The 18,858-nt window shown below is 51.0% G+C and carries 26 protein-coding genes and 1 pseudogene; 22 read left to right on the top strand and 5 right to left on the bottom strand.

Going from position 1 to position 18,858, the window contains the following annotated elements:
* Positions 1–15: 15 nt before the first annotated feature.
* Entirely contained in the window at positions 16–1,425 is a 1,410-nt protein-coding gene (locus ACIN8IBEIGE_RS13805) for a PilZ domain-containing protein (protein WP_160015131.1), read from the top strand.
* 139 nt (positions 1,426–1,564) lie between these two features.
* Positions 1,565–1,957: a hypothetical protein gene (locus ACIN8IBEIGE_RS13810; RefSeq protein ID WP_160015132.1), complete on the top strand. Its 393-nt coding sequence runs from the start codon at positions 1,565–1,567 to the stop codon at positions 1,955–1,957.
* Positions 1,958–2,006: 49 nt separating this feature from the next.
* Here the strand turns inward: ACIN8IBEIGE_RS13810 and ACIN8IBEIGE_RS21240 are convergent, their stop codons facing one another.
* Together ACIN8IBEIGE_RS21240 and ACIN8IBEIGE_RS13820 are read right to left on the bottom strand one after the other, a co-directional pair.
* A complete protein-coding gene (locus ACIN8IBEIGE_RS21240) occupies positions 2,007–2,228 on the bottom strand; it encodes a hypothetical protein (protein ID WP_160015133.1) in 222 nt (73 codons plus the stop codon).
* 166 nt (positions 2,229–2,394) lie between these two features.
* Positions 2,395–3,624: a YihY family inner membrane protein gene (locus ACIN8IBEIGE_RS13820; protein WP_160015134.1), complete on the bottom strand. Its 1,230-nt coding sequence runs from the start codon at positions 3,622–3,624 to the stop codon at positions 2,395–2,397.
* A gap of 107 nt (positions 3,625–3,731) precedes the next feature.
* On the opposite strand from ACIN8IBEIGE_RS13820, the gene arsC reads away from it, so the two are divergent.
* Genes arsC through ACIN8IBEIGE_RS13835 form a run of 3 tightly spaced genes read left to right on the top strand, consistent with a single transcriptional unit; the run spans position 3,732 to position 5,090 of the window.
* The gene (gene arsC, locus ACIN8IBEIGE_RS13825) at positions 3,732–4,085 is read left to right on the top strand and encodes an arsenate reductase (glutaredoxin) (RefSeq protein WP_160015135.1); all 354 of its coding nucleotides are present in this window, start codon (positions 3,732–3,734) and stop codon (positions 4,083–4,085) included.
* On the top strand, positions 4,082–4,687 hold the full coding sequence (gene wrbA, locus ACIN8IBEIGE_RS13830) for an NAD(P)H:quinone oxidoreductase (RefSeq protein WP_160015136.1): 606 nt from the start codon (positions 4,082–4,084) through the stop codon (positions 4,685–4,687). The genes arsC and wrbA overlap by 4 nt, the downstream gene beginning before the upstream one ends.
* Positions 4,680–5,090 (top strand): DUF2069 domain-containing protein, encoded by a 411-nt coding sequence (locus ACIN8IBEIGE_RS13835; protein ID WP_160015137.1) that lies wholly within the window; start codon positions 4,680–4,682, stop codon positions 5,088–5,090. Before wrbA ends, ACIN8IBEIGE_RS13835 begins: the two co-directional genes overlap by 8 nt.
* Before the next feature lie 57 nt (positions 5,091–5,147).
* On the opposite strand, the gene hda is transcribed toward ACIN8IBEIGE_RS13835, so the two are convergent.
* A complete protein-coding gene (gene hda, locus ACIN8IBEIGE_RS13840; protein WP_160015138.1) occupies positions 5,148–5,852 on the bottom strand; it encodes a DnaA regulatory inactivator Hda in 705 nt (234 codons plus the stop codon).
* Between the two features lie 867 nt (positions 5,853–6,719).
* Here hda and ACIN8IBEIGE_RS13845 point away from each other — a divergent pair.
* The 17 genes and pseudogenes from ACIN8IBEIGE_RS13845 to ACIN8IBEIGE_RS13925 all read left to right on the top strand — a co-directional run.
* Positions 6,720–6,998, top strand: coding sequence for a hypothetical protein (locus tag ACIN8IBEIGE_RS13845; protein ID WP_160015139.1), 279 nt, complete (start codon positions 6,720–6,722; stop codon positions 6,996–6,998).
* Positions 6,999–7,085: 87 nt separating this feature from the next.
* Positions 7,086–7,382, top strand: coding sequence for a hypothetical protein (locus tag ACIN8IBEIGE_RS13850; protein WP_160015140.1), 297 nt, complete (start codon positions 7,086–7,088; stop codon positions 7,380–7,382).
* Between the two features lie 560 nt (positions 7,383–7,942).
* A complete protein-coding gene (locus ACIN8IBEIGE_RS13855) occupies positions 7,943–8,281 on the top strand; it encodes a hypothetical protein (RefSeq protein WP_160015141.1) in 339 nt (112 codons plus the stop codon).
* An 89-nt stretch (positions 8,282–8,370) separates the two neighbouring features.
* Positions 8,371–8,823 carry a hypothetical protein gene (locus ACIN8IBEIGE_RS13860; RefSeq protein ID WP_160015142.1) on the top strand — a complete coding sequence of 151 codons (453 nt, stop codon included), beginning with the start codon at positions 8,371–8,373 and terminating at the stop codon, positions 8,821–8,823.
* Between the two features lie 98 nt (positions 8,824–8,921).
* Positions 8,922–9,425 carry a hypothetical protein gene (locus tag ACIN8IBEIGE_RS13865; protein ID WP_160015143.1) on the top strand — a complete coding sequence of 168 codons (504 nt, stop codon included), beginning with the start codon at positions 8,922–8,924 and terminating at the stop codon, positions 9,423–9,425.
* A gap of 78 nt (positions 9,426–9,503) precedes the next feature.
* The gene (locus ACIN8IBEIGE_RS13870) at positions 9,504–10,010 is read left to right on the top strand and encodes a hypothetical protein (protein WP_160015144.1); all 507 of its coding nucleotides are present in this window, start codon (positions 9,504–9,506) and stop codon (positions 10,008–10,010) included.
* 102 nt (positions 10,011–10,112) lie between these two features.
* Positions 10,113–10,508: a hypothetical protein gene (locus ACIN8IBEIGE_RS13875; RefSeq protein ID WP_160015146.1), complete on the top strand. Its 396-nt coding sequence runs from the start codon at positions 10,113–10,115 to the stop codon at positions 10,506–10,508.
* An 85-nt stretch (positions 10,509–10,593) separates the two neighbouring features.
* On the top strand, positions 10,594–11,007 hold the full coding sequence (locus ACIN8IBEIGE_RS13880) for a DUF2059 domain-containing protein (protein ID WP_160015148.1): 414 nt from the start codon (positions 10,594–10,596) through the stop codon (positions 11,005–11,007).
* An 83-nt stretch (positions 11,008–11,090) separates the two neighbouring features.
* A complete protein-coding gene (locus tag ACIN8IBEIGE_RS13885) occupies positions 11,091–11,582 on the top strand; it encodes a hypothetical protein (RefSeq protein WP_160015150.1) in 492 nt (163 codons plus the stop codon).
* An 89-nt stretch (positions 11,583–11,671) separates the two neighbouring features.
* The gene (locus ACIN8IBEIGE_RS13890) at positions 11,672–12,154 is read left to right on the top strand and encodes a hypothetical protein (RefSeq protein WP_160015151.1); all 483 of its coding nucleotides are present in this window, start codon (positions 11,672–11,674) and stop codon (positions 12,152–12,154) included.
* A gap of 99 nt (positions 12,155–12,253) precedes the next feature.
* Entirely contained in the window at positions 12,254–12,685 is a 432-nt protein-coding gene (locus ACIN8IBEIGE_RS13895; RefSeq protein ID WP_160015153.1) for a hypothetical protein, read from the top strand.
* A 953-nt stretch (positions 12,686–13,638) separates the two neighbouring features.
* Positions 13,639–13,983 (top strand): hypothetical protein, encoded by a 345-nt coding sequence (locus tag ACIN8IBEIGE_RS13900; protein WP_160015155.1) that lies wholly within the window; start codon positions 13,639–13,641, stop codon positions 13,981–13,983.
* Positions 13,984–14,070: 87 nt separating this feature from the next.
* The gene (locus ACIN8IBEIGE_RS13905) at positions 14,071–14,523 is read left to right on the top strand and encodes a hypothetical protein (RefSeq protein ID WP_160015157.1); all 453 of its coding nucleotides are present in this window, start codon (positions 14,071–14,073) and stop codon (positions 14,521–14,523) included.
* Between the two features lie 79 nt (positions 14,524–14,602).
* On the top strand, positions 14,603–15,076 hold the full coding sequence (locus ACIN8IBEIGE_RS13910) for a hypothetical protein (protein WP_160015158.1): 474 nt from the start codon (positions 14,603–14,605) through the stop codon (positions 15,074–15,076).
* A gap of 76 nt (positions 15,077–15,152) precedes the next feature.
* Positions 15,153–15,548 carry a lysozyme inhibitor LprI family protein gene (locus tag ACIN8IBEIGE_RS13915; protein WP_079783266.1) on the top strand — a complete coding sequence of 132 codons (396 nt, stop codon included), beginning with the start codon at positions 15,153–15,155 and terminating at the stop codon, positions 15,546–15,548.
* A 395-nt stretch (positions 15,549–15,943) separates the two neighbouring features.
* Positions 15,944–16,090 (top strand): integrase core domain-containing protein, encoded by a 147-nt coding sequence (locus ACIN8IBEIGE_RS21245; protein ID WP_160015159.1) that lies wholly within the window; start codon positions 15,944–15,946, stop codon positions 16,088–16,090.
* Between the two features lie 36 nt (positions 16,091–16,126).
* Positions 16,127–16,342: pseudogene (locus ACIN8IBEIGE_RS13925) on the top strand (tyrosine-type recombinase/integrase); the annotation flags it as partial.
* 22 nt (positions 16,343–16,364) lie between these two features.
* Here ACIN8IBEIGE_RS13925 and ACIN8IBEIGE_RS13930 read toward each other — a convergent pair.
* Both ACIN8IBEIGE_RS13930 and ACIN8IBEIGE_RS13935 read right to left on the bottom strand, forming a co-directional pair.
* Positions 16,365–17,435, bottom strand: coding sequence for an AI-2E family transporter (locus tag ACIN8IBEIGE_RS13930; RefSeq protein WP_160015161.1), 1,071 nt, complete (start codon positions 17,433–17,435; stop codon positions 16,365–16,367).
* Positions 17,436–17,559: 124 nt separating this feature from the next.
* Positions 17,560–18,609, bottom strand: a complete 1,050-nt coding sequence (locus ACIN8IBEIGE_RS13935; RefSeq protein ID WP_160015162.1) for a DUF2066 domain-containing protein — start codon at positions 18,607–18,609, stop codon at positions 17,560–17,562.
* Positions 18,610–18,858: the final 249 nt, after the last annotated feature.

Consider the following 18,858-nt stretch of genomic DNA (forward strand, 5'->3'; position numbering starts at 1 on the left):
TTCCATAAGGTTGATATGACATTAGATGCCTTGCGCCTGGAAGTGCCAGACATCCTCGAAACCGAGGTCGCGCCGCTGGCCGACCTCAACGAGCAACTGGCTCAGGCCCGCCTGGAGTCGCCAGAACTGGCCTTGCAACAAACGCTCGGCCTGCTCTTCAGGCTGAACCGCAGCGCCATGACCTTACTCGAAAGGCAGCGCGCACTGCAAAGCTTCAGCGACCAGTACCGGCATTACAGCAAGGCCTATCAAGGCGAGAATCCACCCACGGCCTTGTTCGTGCACCTGTGCAGTGAACTGGCCATCGGTTTCAAGCGCCTGCTCCTGCAAATCCTGCAAGGCCGCCAGCCCTCACGCCCGCACCTGGCCTGGTGCCTGTATATGGCCCAGCATTTTCTCGCGCAGAGCCTGCTGCGCCACTATCAGTTGTATCAGGAGCCGCCGCCCAGCCTGTGGCGCGACAGCCATCTGCTGTACTGGATCGGCGAACATCAGGATTGCCTGGACGAGCCAGTGGCTGCGGCGTTTACCCCGCAACCGGCAAACACCATGCGCGGCATCTACCAACAGATGCTGCTGCTCGCACTGAGCAACCCGTTTCACCTTGCCGATGGCGAATGTGCACTGCTGTTCGGGGCGCTCTCGCCGCTGGCCGGGCTGGCTCGTTTACTGCCCTGGGACGAGGACGAAGAGATCGAAGGGCCGACCATCGATCTGACCGAGGCGCAACCCTGCCTGAGCTACGCCCAGACGCCAGAAGGCAGTGCTGACTATCTACGCCGCTTCGAGCTGGGCGCCTTGCTGGTGGCCCTGCATGAGCCAGCACCATTGCAAAGCAAGGCGGAACGCCAACTGCTGGAACGTGTACAACAGCATTGGCTGGGGCGTCAGCAGCGTCGGCATACCCGCGCCGACCATAGCTCGGAGTGCAGCCTGGTAGTCGGCCTAGCCGCCATTCATGCGCAGTTGCTGGAACAACGGCCACTGCGCACCAGTGCGCAAATGCTCGACGCCAGTGCGGGCGGCGCACGCTTGCTGTGTAATGCTGATCAGGCCGTACAGCTGTCAGTTGGCCAACTGGTGTTGCTGATCACCGGCAGCGATACGCCAACCCTGGCCCTGGTACGCTGGCGACACCTGAACAGTGAAGGCCTGCACTTGGGCCTGCGCTACCTGAAAGGCCTGCCGCGTCCAGTCTGGCTACGCCGCGCCCCCAGCGCCCAGACTCACCCTGGCGTACTGCAAAGCACACCAGCACCCGGCAATGGCTGGCATCACGGCTTATGGCTGCCTAATGGACAGTTTGTTGAAGGGGAAAATGTCTGGCTGCAACTGGCCAGCGCGCACAATCAGGCGATCCTGCCACTGCCGACCGCCAACTTGGTCACCGCATCCGTCACCCGCTATCCGATGCAACTGGCCTGAGCCTGGTTGCCAATACGCTAAAACTGCGAGAAAGGTCACGCCGAACGTCGGCCGAGCGCACAGTTTCATCGGGGGGGGCCAGCTTATAATTCATCGCACTCACGCTTGATGCGATCCGTTATTAGCCTGGAACACACCCATGACCCAAGCCCTCGATAAGTTGGTCGGCCCCGTGCCATCTGCCATCGTCAATCTCGCCCGCTTACAGGTCACCCCGTACGAAGGGCGCGTCGCAGAGTTCAACGTAGCCGCCTGGCTGCACCTGCCAGGGCTGGCCAACCTGCCCGTATCCCTGTTGATCAGCTATCGTGACGGCACCGCCCGCCGTGAAGTGATGGTCGATCACGGCAAGGTCAATCAGCACAGCAAGATTCTACTATCCAGCGTGGCTCGCCTGCCGGTGAAGCAGAAGATCGAAGAAATGCAGGTGCGCCTGCGCTCTGCCGTACCGGCGACCAGCCTGGTGGTTGAGGAGCTGTTCGTACAAGCAGTCGAATTGCCCCAAACCGATAGCCGCCAAGCACTCGCCTGATAGCACTCCGCTACACCCAAACCCCGCGCGACGACGCGGGGTTTTGCGTTTAACGCGAGAGCATTCCCACCGGCCCGCACTTGGCGCCGGAGTCAGGCTGCACAGCAGCTTCAGATGGACCCGAAGAGTCGGGCTGTCCAGCCGGACTGGAATTGACTAAGGACTGTGGCCAGCTGCTGAAACGCAGCCCGGTGATGCGATTAAGGCGCTCGAGGGCCTCTTGCGGATCACGCTGATACAGATGAATCACTTTGCCTTTAGTGGCTGTCATAACGCCTTCACACTCCGCCAATCCCTGCCCTGCTGGCAACCTGATCGCTATCTGCAGGACAGATAGCCAGAAACGTGCCAGCTTCCCTTTAACCGCGTTTGGCGACCTTCGTGGTCGCCGTGCCATCATGCGCCATCAGCACAACGCCGCAAACTGACGTTTTACGTCACTTTTCCGGCTCAGCCTCTGGTTGCAACCACGTCGCCAGGTCTTCACCAAATAACGCTATCTGCTCTTCCTGCAGCTTCACCAAGCCTCTACGCAGCGCCGGATACCAGACTTCATCAAGCAGCTCGGGCAGGTTCTCCGCCCTAGGCAGCGGCCAGGGACTGTGGCTGAGCAGTTGCTGCACTGAGTAATGGCCAAGATCGCGACTCAACACCCAGGTTCCAGAACCGGTCGGAGCGATCAGTTTCTGCTGCTCAAGAAACACCAGAATCTCTTCCCATTCATGCTCAGCCAGCGACCAGCCCTGACGCTGCACATCCAGCAGACGCACTTTCAAACCCGACTGCTGACGCTCATAGAACACCCGCAACACACCAAGCGTCATCAACAGACGCGGTATCGCACGCTTGCGCCATTGCAGAGAGAACCCCAGGTTACAGACCAGTTCGGCGCCAAACAGCACAATCAGCCAGGACAGATAGATCCACAACAGAAACAACGGCACCGTAGCAAATGCGCCATAGATCAGCTGATAACCGGGAAACAGGCGCACATAGAGGCCGAATAGCATCTTTGCCACTTCAAACAGCACCGCTGTAAACAAGCCACCCAGCAAGGCATGGCGAACTGGCACCTGGGCATTCGGCACCGTGGCATACAGCAAAGTAAATGCCGCCACGCTGAATAGCAGCGGCATAAATTTCAGCAGGGTCTGGGCACCGATCAGCGCATCCGGACCGGAGATCAGCGACAGCGACGTAAAGTAAGTGCTGATGGCAAAGCCACCGCCCAGCAGCAGCGGCCCCAGGCTGAGAATCGCCCAGTACAGCAGAAAGCTCGACACACCACGACGCGGCTGGCGCACACGCCAGATGGTGTTGAAGGTTTTCTCGATAGTCACCAGCATCCAGAACGCCGTCGCCGCCAAGACTGCCACACCAATCCAGGTCAACTGGCGCGCCTGGGTGGTGAAGTCACGCAGGTATTGCTGCAGGGTTTCCCCCGCGGAGGGCACGAAGTTGCGAAAGATAAAGCTCTGAATCTGTTCGCCAGTATCCTGAAACGCCGGAATGGCCGAGAGCATGGAAAAGGTCACCGTCATCATCGGCACCACCGCAAACAGGGTGGTGTAAGTCAAGGCCGCAGCATTGCTGGTACCTTGGTCGGCGATAAAGCGCTGCAACAGAAAACGCCAGAACTCCAATAGATTGTTAACGCGCTGCAGCATGCCCTCTCCTTAGCCATTTGCATCCCGACAACCTTAACTACAGGCGCAGGCGTGAATGCCGTTAGCGGTTAGAATAGCCGCCATCGAAGTTAACCGGCGACCCTAACATGACTGCTATGACGCTCTACCATAACCCTCGCTGCTCAAAATCGCGCAGTGCATTGCAATTGCTGGAAGATCGCGGGCACAGCCCAACTATCGTGCGCTACCTGGAAACACCACTGAACGCTCCCCAGCTGCAGACGCTGCTGAACAAGCTCGGCATCAGCCCACGGCAACTGCTGCGCACGGGTGAAGATGAATACAAAACCCTCGGCCTGAGCGATTCGCAACTGACCGACGCACAGCTGGTCGCGGCCATGGTTGAGCAGCCCAAATTGATTGAGCGCCCCATTCTGGTCGTCGGCGAAAAAGCCGTCATCGGTCGCCCACCTGAAAATGTTCTGGGGATTCTGCCGTGAGCGCACCCTACATTCTGGTGCTGTATTACAGCCGCCATGGCGCAACCGCCGAAATGGCCCGCCAGATCGCCCGTGGCGTAGAAATAGATGGTCTGGAAGCGCGCCTGCGCACCGTGCCTGCCGTATCGAACGAGTGCGAAGCAGTGGCTGCGGACATCCCGACCGAAGGCGCGCTGTACGCCAGCCTGGATGACCTGAAGAACTGCGCCGGCCTGGCGCTCGGCAGCCCGACTCGCTTCGGCAATATGGCCGCACCGCTCAAGTACTTTCTCGATGGCACCAGTGGCCTCTGGCTGACCGGTGGCCTGGTTGGCAAACCGGCCGGCGTGTTCACCTCCACCGCCAGCCTGCACGGCGGCCAGGAAACCACCCTGCTGTCGATGCTGCTACCACTGCTACACCACGGCATGCTGATCACCGGCCTACCCTACAGCGAAGCCGCGCTGCTGGAAACCCGTGGTGGCGGCACGCCCTATGGTGCCAGCCACTACGCTGGAGCCGATGGCAAACGCGCCCTGGATGAACATGAAATCGCCCTGTGCCGCGCACTCGGCCAGCGCCTGGCACAAACTGCGGCAAAACTGGAGAACGCCCGTGGCTAAAACCACAAAACCGCTGCCGCCCCTGGAATGGTTGCAACCACGCCTGAACATCAGCCGCGTCGTCAGCCTATTGAGCTTTTTTAGCCTCGCTGCGTTGTTGCTCGCATGGAACCTGTGGTTTGCCAATGTCCCCAGCAAACTGCTTTGGGTAATCCTCGGCGTACAACTCGCGCCCCTGCTATTGCTCGCACCCGGCCTGATTCTAGGCAATGCCCGCACCCACGCTTGGGCCTGTTTCGTAGTGAATTTGTACTTTATCCAGGGCGTACTCGCCGCCTTCGATCCCAGCAAGGCGCTGTATGGCTGGCTGCTGACAGGGCTGAGCTTTAGCCTGTTCTGCGCCGCTCTGATGTTTACCCGCTGGCGGTTTCAGTACGAGCGTAAATTGGCTGGGGAAAACTAAGGTAAGAGCTGAACCTGCCTTCTCTAGGGCTCAGCGATTTTATAGCGAGCGCAACCGCTACCAGCCGAGAGTTTCTTTAAGAAAGGGAATCGTCAGCTTGCGTTGAGCCTGCAAGGACGCCTGATCCAGGCGTTCGAGCAGCTCGAACAGCGCACTCATGCTGCGCTCACCGCGAGTCAGGATAAAACGCCCGACCTCATCGCTCAGATGCAAACCACGACGCGACGCACGCAACTGCAAAGCACGCAGCTTGTCCTCATCGGAGAGTGACTGCAGCTGAAACACCAGAGCCAAAGTCAGGCGCGACTGCAGATCAGCCAGTTGTACCGGCAACTCGCGCGGCGAGCTGCTGGCGGCCAGTAACAGCCGCCGACCACTGTCGCGCAGGCGATTAAAGAGATGAAACAACGCCTCTTCCCAGTCGCTGCGCCCGGCCACTGCATCCAGATCATCCAGACAAACCAGCTCACACCGCTCCAGATTATCCAGCAGCGCCGGTCCGTACTCGACCACCTCAGCCAGCGGCAGATAAACCGCCGGCTCGCCGCGCTGCTCAAAGCGCAAACACGCCGCCTGCAACAAGTGACTTCGCCCTACGCCCTCACCACCCCATAGATAGATCAGGCTCTCGGTCCAGCCAGCGTCAGCCTCGCACAGCCGCTCGACATAGCCGAGGGCCGCCGCATTGGCGCCGGGGTAGTAGTTGGCGAAAGTGGCGTCATCACGCAGACGCACACCTAAAGGCAGTTGTATGGGTGTCATGCTGGGTTGGGCGGCTCGTCGGAACCACTGGCTGGCTCACCGTAAAGATCGGAAAGTTTATAGCCTTCTTCGCGCTAAGTCATTGATGGATAACGCTAGTCTTTACTGGTCGCTCCCAGCCCCCTGCTCGTCCGGCTTTGGGCTTTATCGACCTACCTTGGCAAGTGATTTCGACATTTTTTCGACACACACGCTAGACAGGTCCAGAGCCTGTCAGTAGCTTCTAGCGCCAATGGTGCTGTCAATCAGGCCTCGGTCTTGCCTCATGTCGCTTTTCATCTTTCTCGTGTCGCGTTTGCTGCTCGGGTTGGTATGTAATTCAAAAGCTTAGCGGGTGACAAGGAACGTTATCAGACACCTTCAGGTGTTTTATGCGACAGGAATGTCGCCTAATTATAGTTAGGTGCTCAGCAACTCATGTCAGAACTGTTAAAACCTGATAAGAAGTGGTGGCACTACATACCTCACGCTTATATATCCATCTGGTTTATAGTTTTACTATTCGTCAACGATGGCGATATTATGGCTAAACTTAGCCCAGTGGAAATATTTTTTTTCGCACCCTTCTGGATCTTGCTCGGAATACATATTCTATATACAAAGAGAGCAGTATTTTACGGCTTCACCTTTTACCACCAAAAACACCCGAAACTATATTGGCTCGTTGCTTTATCCTGTTTTTCATTTGGCGCAATATTATTTACCAAGTTAATTTACGAATATGCTTATACCTAATGTTTACACCTGTAGTTATAGTGCGCAACTCATGCGCACCTAACAAGGCGCTCAAATCGCTCACTTCGTTCACTGGGACGGGCTAAAGCCCGCCCCTTAGCTTAATCGTTATAAGGCTAAGGAGAATCTGCGGTGTACCTGAAAACAGTTAACACTGTTGCCGTAAGCATTATTGCTGCCGCCATTATTTTTTATGCTGGTGTCTTTTCAAATTCATTCAGTCAAAACATGTGCTATTCCGAAATCTTGTCAAAGCTCGGCTCTGATGCGGAAATTGTTGCGAAAACTGAAAACCGCGAAGACTTTAAAAATTGGGCAAAACTTATAAATAACATGCCTAACCACGGCTACGAATCCGATTGCAAAGAAATACTAAAATACCTAAACACCAAAATATTGCATGCGAAATAGCCGTATAACAATGCGCTCAAATCGCTCACTTCGTTCGCTGGGACGGGCTAAAGCCCGCCCCTTAGCTTAATCGTTAGGCAACAAAGCATGCGGTTGCCAACCATTATATTACTTGCTGGAATCGCATTTTCCCCGAAAGAAGCACTCGCGGATAACCTTATGATTAACATGTTAGATGGCGTGGATGAGCACGAAATTTCCGGCCTAGGCCTAGTACGTGTCGGAGACGAAGTGGTCCATCCAAAATTCGGAAACGGCAAAGTAATAAAAATTCAAACGCCCAATGAAGAAACCACGATGATCAACATTGAATTTTCTGGTTACGACTCAAAATGGCTGATCGCAGAATTTGCGAATTTAACATTACAAAATAGTGTTCAATAAAACCTATTTCGGCTCAAAATCGCGCCTAACAATAGGTTCAAACCGTTCGCTGCGCTCACTGGGACGGGCTAAAGCCCGCACCTTAACCAAACGTTAGGGTCTCCCGCATGTCGCGTAAGCTCCAAAAAACCACATACGTGACAATTTTTCTTCTTGCGGCTCTGATGGCTGGAGAAATGGTGCTTGCTATAAATATGGCTTCACGATCTAAACCTTATTGGCTGGGAGATTCTTTATATCTTTCACTGTGGTGGATATTGCCAATAGCCATAGTCTCCTTATCAATAATAAAGGGGAAGGGTTTGATATTCCCCCTCAACTTGGGCTGGATCTGCTTAATAGCAGGCCTCTTCGTTCAGTACGCGCTATATGCGTACAGCGACCAATCTGAAGTTTTTCTTATTTTAATTAGCTTGGTCAGTTACTGGGCGTGCGGCATCTTGGCAATAATATCAATTACTGTTCAACGCCCCTAACAAATGGTTCAAGCCGTTCGCTTCGCTCACTCGGGACCGGCTAAAGCCGGCCCCTTAACCAAACGTTAGGCGCTAGGTGCAACATTGAAGAAATTCATCAAATATCTGCTTGGCGCGCTTCTTGTTCTACTTGCAATTATTTTTGCAATAGTTACCGAGCATATATTGAGCCTTGACCCTGATGCCACCTACGAGCTAAGAGGAAGATATAAAGAATCATCGGACGGGAAAACATATCTTGTAATCGAAGATGACAATGGTGGCCAGTGCGGCCCGCTACTAGTCGATAAAAAAGAGTGGCCGTACGATCTCAATCAAAAAGGGCAAGTAGAACCCGGCGAACATAGTATCGAGTGCGGTACCGGTATGGAAATTATTATAAAAGAAGGCAAAACGTATTATTTCAACTACTGGGGACCGTAAGCGCCTAACAACTGGTTCAAGTCGTTCGCTTCGCTCACTCGGGACCGGCTAAAGCCGGCCCCTTAACCAAACGTTAGAGCTCTATGCTAATGAAATTTCAGCGCCGATACTTAAACACAGAAGACATCATAGCAATAGCCTCTGACTGCGCGCGTGACGATAAAAAACTGCAGCGATTTAAACGAATAAATGCAGCCCAACTCCCCAGCCATATAACTTTCGATGCAGAAACCGGGGAATACTTAATAAACATCCCTTCAGAAATACGAGATGAATTTCCATGCTTGTATTTTTCCACCGCAGAGCATGTACTGGAAATCCATCAAATTGATCCATCGCCAAAATTTTCTTTTACCCAATTTCCTACAGCTCTTGATGCCTCCAGAAAATCAATAGAAGCCAAAATCATATCAGCCCTTATAGCATCTCGACAAACCATGCGCTGGTTTGAAAAAGTACAATGGGAAGACCTAACCGAAGAACAAAAAAATATGTGCTATCCAGTATTCGTAGAGGACAATGTAAAATATTTCCCCATGTGACTCACCAAGCTCTAACAACTGGTTCAAGTCACTCGCTTCGCTCGTTCGGGACCGCGTTCCGCGGCCCCTTAACCAAACGTTAGACGTAGGGGCACGGAATGCGTCGCCAAATGCACCCAGAAGAGCTAGAGATTCTTTACCGATACATTGGAAAATGTATCTGGCACATCCAGTATGTTGAAGACGCACTCCATACACTGCTCACGCTAAAAATAGAAATAAAAACACCTGGAGCGGTGCCTGAGGACAAAGCATATGAGTTGCTCAAGAAACACAGAAGAGCAACCTTGGGTACGGCATTGCGCACAGCCAAAGAAAATAACTCACTGCCACAAGAACTTTTTTCAAGGCTTTCAAGTTTAAAAGAAGAGCGCGACTGGCTTGTGCACCGCTCACAACACCAAGATGCTGACACCTTGTATACCGATGTAGGTCGTCAGACTGTTTTTCAACGTTTAGAGGATCTTCAGGCGGAGGCAGTTTCTCTGCAACCGGCCATTGCAGAGCAAATACGGTTATTTGTAGAGTCTCACGGTGTAAGCTCTGAAAAAGCCAAACGAATTGCAGAGCAGGAGATCGCTGCGCTAAAGGGCCACGTCTAACAATTGGTTCAAGTCGCTCGCTCCGCTCACTCGGGACCGGCTAAAGCCGCCCCCTTAACCAAACGTTATAGGACTACCGTGCGTATTGTTTTAATAATTCTCATGGCCATCACAGCTAGCGGATGCATATCTGCAGATTATAAATCTGGCGACTATTGGGTAATTGATGAAAAAGGCCAAAAATTTGATAAAGCTGTTGCTGAGCAGTGCGCAAGCAATAAAATAAAAACCAACGGCGCAACAGCGACTTCAAGCCAAATAATCGCACCATATTTTATTCCGCTATTTTATCTCTCACAAAAATCTGACAAAGAAATAATTGTAACCCTAGAAAATAAAAACTGTCCCGAGCTCTCAATCAAGAGCGACGACAAGAACGTTTTAGCCTACACAGCCAACTCTCTAAACAGCGAACACTGCCACATATACATCACACAACCAAAGCACGCTAATAAAATCACAATTAACACATTAAATCCAAAATACGACTGCGAAAATTTCACAATAAATTTAGTTAAGAAAAGCTTCTTCTGTGTTCGACAAACAGAGTTCGGAGGCTCTCCAGGCTGTGAAAAAGCCCTATAACAAGTGGTTCAAATCGTTCGCTTCGCTCACTGGGACGGGCTAAAGCCCGCACCTTAACCAAACGTTATATTTCATTAGTCCGACGCCGCATGGGAAATAGCATTGGAATTTGAACACAATTACGATTTCTACTTACTACTAGATGCCGTACTCAACGAACCGCACAAAGTTAAAGATATAGTCGTAAAAAACAGAGCCATACTCGACGCAGAGAATCTCTCTGGAGAAAACGTACTTTGTTGGCTTGCGCTAGAAAACCTTATTGAAGGTGTTAGCCTATTACGCAGCCTTGGTTCAAAAATACCTCAATTTACGCTCTGCGAAGCAATTGAAATGGGCAACACCGAAATGGTTATCCTGCTGCTAGAGCTTGGCGCAGATATAGAAGCTGAAATTTCATTTTGTCGAAGCGCGATTGATAACGAAATATATAATTTAAGTAGCAAGAAAAAGCGTCTGATTCGGAGCTACTTTGAGCAGTATGGCCATGAAATATAACAACTGGTTCAAATCGTTCGCTTCGCTCACTGGGACGGGCTAAAGCCCGCCCCTTAACCAAACGTTATAACCCAAGGAGACACACATGAAAAACATGAAGTTTGCGCTCGGACTATGCTTAGCATTTGCTACCTCTGCTTACGGGGGTGAAAAGCATGACTTGGTATTAGAGCTATTAGAGGTAACAAACGCCAAGCAGAATCACGAATTAATGGTTGATGCTTACATAAACCAGCTCGCCGGAAACCCAATAGCTGCAACACCTGGATTTGAACAATATTTCAGGGAAGCCATGGCCTGGGAGGCGCTAGTTGGACCTACAACAAAAATATACGAAGAGTCCTACACGGCGAACGAACTCAAAGCTATCACTGAATTTTTTTCCTCTCCTATTGGGAAATCATTTATAGCTAAAGCACCAGATGTGAATGAGAAAACCACTGTCGTTCTTGTAGAGAACATGCAAAAAGCATTAAAGCATCTCACGCCTCCGCAGTAGGTTATAACAAGCGGTTCAAGCCCGTTCGCTACGCTCTCTAGGGACGGGCTAAAGCCCGCCCCTTAACCAAACGTTAGGCTCACATGGCCACTTTAAATATTGCATTGTTCCTATGGAAAATCGGACTGACTAGTTCCGACAATCTTATTGCAAGGGTAGACAATATAATTTTGTCATCTACTAATCCGGAGCAAGAACTGGTTGAGCTTTCGCTAAATGGTCCTGATATCTGCCTAAAACGTCCAAGCTATGACTTTCTAGCACGCCCAGCAGCACTTAGCTTTTCTGAAGAGTTTTGCTTGCGTGCATCCGTACTTGACATATCCTCTATGGAATCAATAAATATATTTCTAAAATGGGCAACATCTTACTGCATGGGTGAAAACCTTGACGATCCCTTAGTTATGTTCTGCTACAAGCTAGAGGATCTAGGGGGGACTCATAACGGTTCACAGAAGCAAATACTTTTCCTTAGTGAAAATATCCAAAATTTAATGCCGTATTGCCTGGAATTCGCCAACACAATTTTCTCGCAAGTCCAAGGGCTTAAGCTTAATTACGAGGTGCGTGCGTGAGTCAGCCTAACAAGCGGTTCAAGTCGTTCGCTTCGCTCACTCGGGACGGGCTAAAGCCCGCCCCTTAACCTGAACGTTAGGAACACCGAATGCGTATCGGCGTAAAACTCAAATTCTGGCTATTCAGGAATTACTGGTGGCTTCTTGGCACAATACTGGTCGGAGCAGTAGCGTTTCTCTTATGCGCTGAAACCTCAATAACATCCATCGCTACAGTTGCGGGTTCTGTACTGTCAGTTATTTACTTCATCCAAAAGCAGCGCCTAGAAGAACTGAAGCTATTTCGTGAGCTCTTCAAAGAATTCAATTCCCGTTATGACGGCATGAATGAAAATCTGGCCAGCATCATAAGCAAAGACAATACGCCACTAACCTCAGAAGAAGAATCCTCGCTAATTGATTACTTCAATCTTTGCGGAGAGGAGCACCTTTATTATGAGCTTGGCTATATTGACCCCGTCGTATGGAAATCGTGGTGTAACGGAATGAAGTCAATCATTGAAACACCACGGATCAAACCTCTGTGGGAAGCAGAAAAAGCAACAAGCTCTTATTACGGCATATCCCTTTAACCTATGCGCGCGGTTTCCTAACTACTGGTTCAAGCCGTTCGCTTCGCTCACTCGGGACCGGCTAAAGCCGGCCCCTTAACCAAACGTTAGGAGGCTGAAATGAGCTTTGGCACATTCTACGAAGTCGCAGACTCAATCGCCACTGAGTTTGAAGGCAAGAGCTCGAAAAGTGATTGGTATGAAGTTCTTGGAAAAATTGATATTGAATCATTTCCAAGCTTTGATGCTTTTGAATCAATTACGGGCTGGGAATACTCATTACAGGAACTTGGCGAGCCTTTGAGCAAGCTGTTTGCTGGAGACCTGTCGGCTAAGAGAAATGAATATGATGACCCCGATGTTGTATTTTTAAGTAGCGACTCCGTTAAAGAAATATATTTCGAATTTATAAATAAGGGTCGCGACCAATTTGAACAACTACTCTCCGCCAAGGGATGTCAACCAGATATTTGGTTGTTTGAGCCATTGGTTGAGTTTCTTAAAAGTGTAGTTGAAGGTAAAAAATCAATGGTTGTATTATGGGGAGGTTAAAATGCTCCTAACAATTGGTTCAAATCGCTCGCTTCGCTCACTGGGACGGGCTAAAGCCCGCCCCTTAACCAAACGTTAGGCACTGCAATTGATCATACGAAACGCCCTACTCTACGCAACCTTGGCATTTGTATCGGCAAGTGTTCTCTCAGGTATTTTTATCAATCAGGGCACTTTCACCCAGACCATCAACACCAACAGCTTATCGGAAGCTCGCTGGGTGCTAATCACCATGACGCCCATAGTTCTCATGGTAAATTTCGTTTGGCTACGCAGAACTCCAGCAAACGTAAAAATTGATACATCCTTGCAAATTCTTGGGCAAACAGCTCTATTTATCACCCCTTATTACTGGCTCTTCAATCATGCGTAAGCAGCGCCTAACAATGCGCTCAAAGCGCTCACTCCGTTCGCTGGGACCGGCGAAGCCGGCCCCTTAGCTTAATCGTTAGGTCTCACATTGGTCATCTTCAAAGCTACTTTCTCAGTACTATTTCACGCAATATTAATTGCACTATTCTTTTCTATTACCGGGACGATAGTCGGTTTCTTAGCAATGCTTACAATGTCACCACCATTTGCATTTCATTCTCTATTTTACGCACCTAAAGTAGCATTCCTGTTTGGAGCAATTTACTCGACAATAATATGCATCCTTACAAATAAAACTAACTGGCTTAACGGTACAGCCACACATAAGAATCGCGCCATACTTGGTGGCGGCATTGCCTTACTGCCAATATTTATTTTTGCTAATGGAAATTTATTTACACTTTCAATTTTAGCTATTCCTGCATTTGTATGTGGCTTCTTGTGCTATCAATATTCTCGTGATTCGCTGCTGTTTGTTTTTAATAACAACTCCACAACCTAACAATAGGTTCAAATCGTTCGCTTCGCTCACTGGGACGGGCTAAAGCCCGCCCCTTAACCAAACGTTAGGTTTTTAGCCCATGATCAAAAAAATCAAAAAATCCGCTATCATTTTTCTACTAACAACCCTGTTCGGTTGTAGCACCAACCAACCAGCTAACGATTTTAATAACGCAAAGAAAAATTCATCAAATACTAAAATATTGCTCTCTAAACTTGAGGCAAGCGGCTATTCGTGCGCCGAATCAGAAATGAAAGAAAATGAGGCGCGTTATTTTTCCCAAAAAAGTCAGGAAGCGAAAAAGTACACATGTACAAAATCTAAGAGTGGAATTCTCTGCGTAGACTATCTATTTATAGATATTTTTTCTGTAAAAAATAAAGTTATAGGTGGTAACGGACAAGTCGCGCCACAGTGTCCATAACTAAAAACCTAACAATTAGTTCAAATCGCTCGCTCCGCTCGCTGGGACGGGCTAAAGCCCGCCCCTTAACCAAACGTTAGGTATCACATGGAAACCAGCTTCTCAGCCAGGGTATGGAACTGGTATGCAGATGATGAGTATGAAAAGCTACTTTCATTCCTACAACTCTGCTATGGGTTAGAGTTTCTTGCGCTCGAAGCAAAACAACAGAGCGAGTCGATACCATATTGCCCCGCATGCGAAGTGTGGAGCGAAAAAATGTTAAGGATTAAAGATTTTGCTGACAACTACGGAAATGACATTCCAGTCGATATAAAAAACGAGTTACTCTCAATATTTGAAAGCTGCGATAATTTAAGCAGTGATGCATTCCACTGCGATGATCAATTTATGTTTAGCCATAATGAATGGGCGAGCATTAGAAACGCCGCCATTAATTGTTTGGCGCGCATTGAATGGTGTACTTTACAAGCATATGCACCCGAATTTGAAGGGCGAGCTAGAAATGTTCTTTATGGCGTACCGTACAAAGAAACCTAACTAGTGGTTCAAATCGTTCGCTTCGCTCACTGGGACCGGCTAAAGCCGGCCCCTTAACCAAACGTTAGAGGCTGTAATAATGATGAGAAGTGCCCTCCTGGGTGCGATTATTACGCTTTTATCTACCGCATTACATGCGGAGCCCAGTGAGTGTTACGCATCTACATTCAAGCTGCGAGATTACAGTGCTGCTACCGAGACTTGGGGCGAGGCAACCAGCTTTATGAAAATAACTAAAATTGACAACACCAAAATACAATTCGAGCTATTGCAGTACGGTGGAAATTTTCACACTTGCACATTACCTGGTTTTGCCACAAAGCAACCCGATGGAAGCTTTATATTTAAAGATGAAGCAAGCTATTGGTCTGAGCCTGGCTGGGAGTTATATGGCGCCCCTAGCGATGGCGGCGCATGCGGAATTAATTTTAAATTTACCGAGCAAAATGTAACTATCAACGCTGTTAATTCTTGCAAGGGCTTTTGTGGTGCAAGAGCCGCGTTTGGCGGTGTCATTAAAAAAGCTCAGAGCTGCAGCGAATACAGCCTCTAACAACTGGTTCAAATCGCTCGCTTCGCTCACTGGGACCGGCTAAAGCCGGCCCCTTAACCAAACGTTAGGGCACTCAATGCACCGCTTACTAGCTGCCTGCCTACTAGCCTTATCTATTGAGGCATACGCAGAACCTGAAAAAAACATCGACTGCACCAATGCATTCTCAACGCCAGATATTGAGCAGTGCGCATCTATCTCTCTCGAAAATACAGAGAAAGAGCTGAATTCAACGTATAAAAAATTGGTAGAGAGTCTTTCCCAACCAAACACTGAATATGACAACTACACAGAATACAGAAAAAAGCTTTTAACCGCTCAAAGGGCATGGATTACATTCAGAGAAGCGGATTGCGCTGCTCAATACGAAATGCACAGATCAGGCACTATTCGCAACAGCATCTATCTAGCCTGCAAAGAAGAGCGCGCCAAACAGCGAATAAAGGAGCTTACAAACTATGCTCCGTACTAGCCCTAACAAATGGTTCAAGTCGCTTGCTTCGCTCACTCGGGACCGGCTAAAGCCGGCCCCTTAACCAAACGTTAGAGGTCCTATGCTCAGCAGCCGAACACTTGGGTTCCTTGAAGGCCTGGCAAGCGCATCCAGTACTGTTTACACAGAAGGCGGCCTTCTGTTCACTTTCAAGTTCTGCTATCAGCAAGCTCATAGCTGCTCAAACTCATCGTTAAGAAATTCTTTGGTTACAGCTGAGCAACAGCGCCTAGAGTTCACCGAAAAAGATATTCAAGAGTTAGGTCGCTTCTTCCAAGGCTCACTTGGTCAATACACTAAAGAAACTGTTGTGGCTCAATGATTCTGGACACCCCGATAGGGCGTTAAGCTTCGCCCAGCCATGAGGTGTTTGTGTGACCAGAAGATCATTCAGTACAGATTTCAAACTCGAAGCAGCCGGTTTGGTGTTGGATTACCTGACGGATTACTACAACCATCAGCGGCCACACAGTTACAACGGATACAGAACGCCAGCGGAAACTGAATCACTGGCCGGATAAACCTAAACCAGTGTCCAGTTTTCGTTGACCACAACACTTCCCCGTGGCCAGGCAACGCATGTGCTACGTCATACGTTTGCCAGCCATTTTATTATGAACGGCGGCAATATCCTGACCTTAAAGGAGGTGCTGGGGCATTCATCGCTGACCATGACCATGCGCTATGCCCACCTGTCCCCGTCTCACCTGCGTGATGCGCTTCGTCTCAACCCACTAGATGGTTTCGACACTTCTTCGACACACGAAAAATAGCGAGAAATAAATTCTATATAAATCAATCACCTTCAGGCGTCGCACCATAAGTGCCCGATTGTTTATATAAATCATGCAGATGACGCACTAAAACCATAATCACCGCCGCCACTGGCAGGGCCAGGAGGATGCCGGTAAAGCCGAACAGTTGGCCGCCGGCCATGATTGCGAAGATTACGGCCACCGGATGCAGACCAATGCGGTCGCCTACCAGCATCGGTGTCAGCAGCATGCCTTCAAGCATTTGCCCGACGATAAATACCGCAGCTATACCCATCAGCGGGTAGAAATCCAGACCGAACTGGAACAAACCGGCCGTCAGTGCCGCGCCAATGCCGACCACCACACCCAGATACGGCACGATGCTGGCCAGACCTGCTAGCACACCGATCAGCAGTCCGAGCTCCAGGCCAATCATCATCAGCCCAGTGGCATACATCACCCCCAGCGCCAACATCACCAACAATTGACCCCGTAGGAAAGCGCCAAGCACTTCGTGACATTCGCCGAACAGTTGCACAACAAGGCCTTCACGACCGCGCGGCAGCAAACTGCGCAGTTTGGCGACCATCAGGTCCCAGTCGCGCATCAGGTAGAAGCTCACCACCGGAATCAGTACGAGATTGGCCAGCCAGGCCAATAGCGCTAGACCTGAAGAGGTGGCTGTGGACAGCAGCATGCCGACGATATCGGTGGTTTTACCCAGTTGGCCGGACAGTGCAGTTTTCAGCTGATCAAAACGCCAGAAGCCCTCGCTTAAACCCAGCTGGAGCTGAATCCATGGCAGCGCTTGATTCTGCGCCCAATCGAGCATTTGCGGGATCAACTCATATAGACGCACCAGCTGCTTGCCCAGCATTGGCACCAATACCAGCAGCAGAATGGCCATGATCAGGGTGATCAGTGCAAATACCACCACCACACCCCAGGTCCGCGAGAGTTTCCAGCGCTCCAGACGGTCGACCAGCGGGTCGCCCATATAGGCCAGCAGTACGCCTATCAGAAATGGCGAGAGAATCGGCGCCAACAGGTACAACAGGCCGCATAGCAGCAGCGCCCCGACTATCCATATCCAACGATGCGAATCGATCATGCCCAGCGCTCCATATGCCAACGTTTTGTCCAGAAATACTCAAACCACGAGGCCCGTTACATAAGAAAACCGCAGCTCGATAGCTGCGGTTTTCAAGTCAGGGACCGGGTGTAATAGCCGCAGTCTACCAGCGAAACCTCAACACATTGTCAGGCGCTACCACTGCGGTAGCGGGCTCAGCGGCGGTAGCCGGCGGCGTAACCGACTGGCTGGCGTCAACCACTGGAGCTTCTGCCGGTACTTCCTGCAAGTGTGCCAGGCCCAATTGCGCACGTAGTTGTTCGGCATTGGCATTGACGGCAAAGGTCAGCGTGTCGCCCTGAACCTTGCGCAGTTGCGCCGCGAATGGCTCAAGAATGCGCTGCAACTCGGCGTAGCGCGCCAGGTCAACGCCCTGCACCTCCACAGTCAAACCACTGGCGGCACCTGCAGCCACAATAAAACGTGGAGCCAGACGCTGGCTGACTGCCAACAGAATGGCATCAGCCAATGCGGCTTGATCGGCGCCCTGCACAGTGCCCTGCTCCCGCTCATTACCCAGCCACAGACGCCACTCGGCCTGCCATTGGCCGTTTGCTTCGCGCGCCATCACTGCCAGCAAGGCATCGGCGGCGTAGCGTTCGGAGGCTTCACGCAGGGCAGCCGGATCATTCGCCGTGAGGTTTTCCGGAACCGCTACCAGTTGCTCGGCCAGATCGGCCAACGGCAGGCGCAACGGCAGACCGCGGTGCTGCGCGGCCTGATTAAGTGGTGCTGCGGCCGCTTGACCATCACCGAGCAGACGGCTGCCGTCGCTGGCATCACTCAACCACCACAGCAAAATGCTTGGACGATTGGCGCCCCACAGCGACAGCCCTGCCTGACGCAAGCTGCGGTCGGTGCTCAGCGGGTCGAAATCGACCAACAGCTTGTCGCCCTCGTAGCCATATTGGCTGATGATCTGTTGCGGGTCCTTGCGCAGCGCCGCCAGTGCCGGACTCTGCGCCGCATCGGCCTTGCCGGTAAGGCGCAACACCAAGGTATCCAGCGCGCGGCTCAGGGCGGCAGCGCGTTCTTCAGGTTGCTGGCTGCTGACCGCTTCGCGGACTTGGTACAGATTACTCACCGGCGCGGCAAACGCCGGCAGGCCGGACAGCGACAAACAAACTAGAAGCAGGCGAGCGGTCAAACGCATGGATGAATTCTCGACGGACGGAAAATGGCGCGCAGGCCAGGATTAACAATAGTTGTGGCTAACCTACGCCACAGAAGGTAGGCCGCGCTGGCCCAAGAGTGCGAGTTTAGGTGCTGTTAAGGTGCATTCCAAAGCCCTTTTCAGCCGCAGACCGCCAACAACAGCCAGATTTCGAGCTTAAACAGCCGCCCCAACAGCCGCAACCTTAGCGGGTGGCCGCTGCCGGGTAAGCCTGATAAAATCGCGCGC

It is taken from the genome of Pseudomonas sp. 8BK, assembly GCF_902506475.1.
Lineage (GTDB): Bacteria > Pseudomonadota > Gammaproteobacteria > Pseudomonadales > Pseudomonadaceae > Aquipseudomonas > Aquipseudomonas anguilliseptica.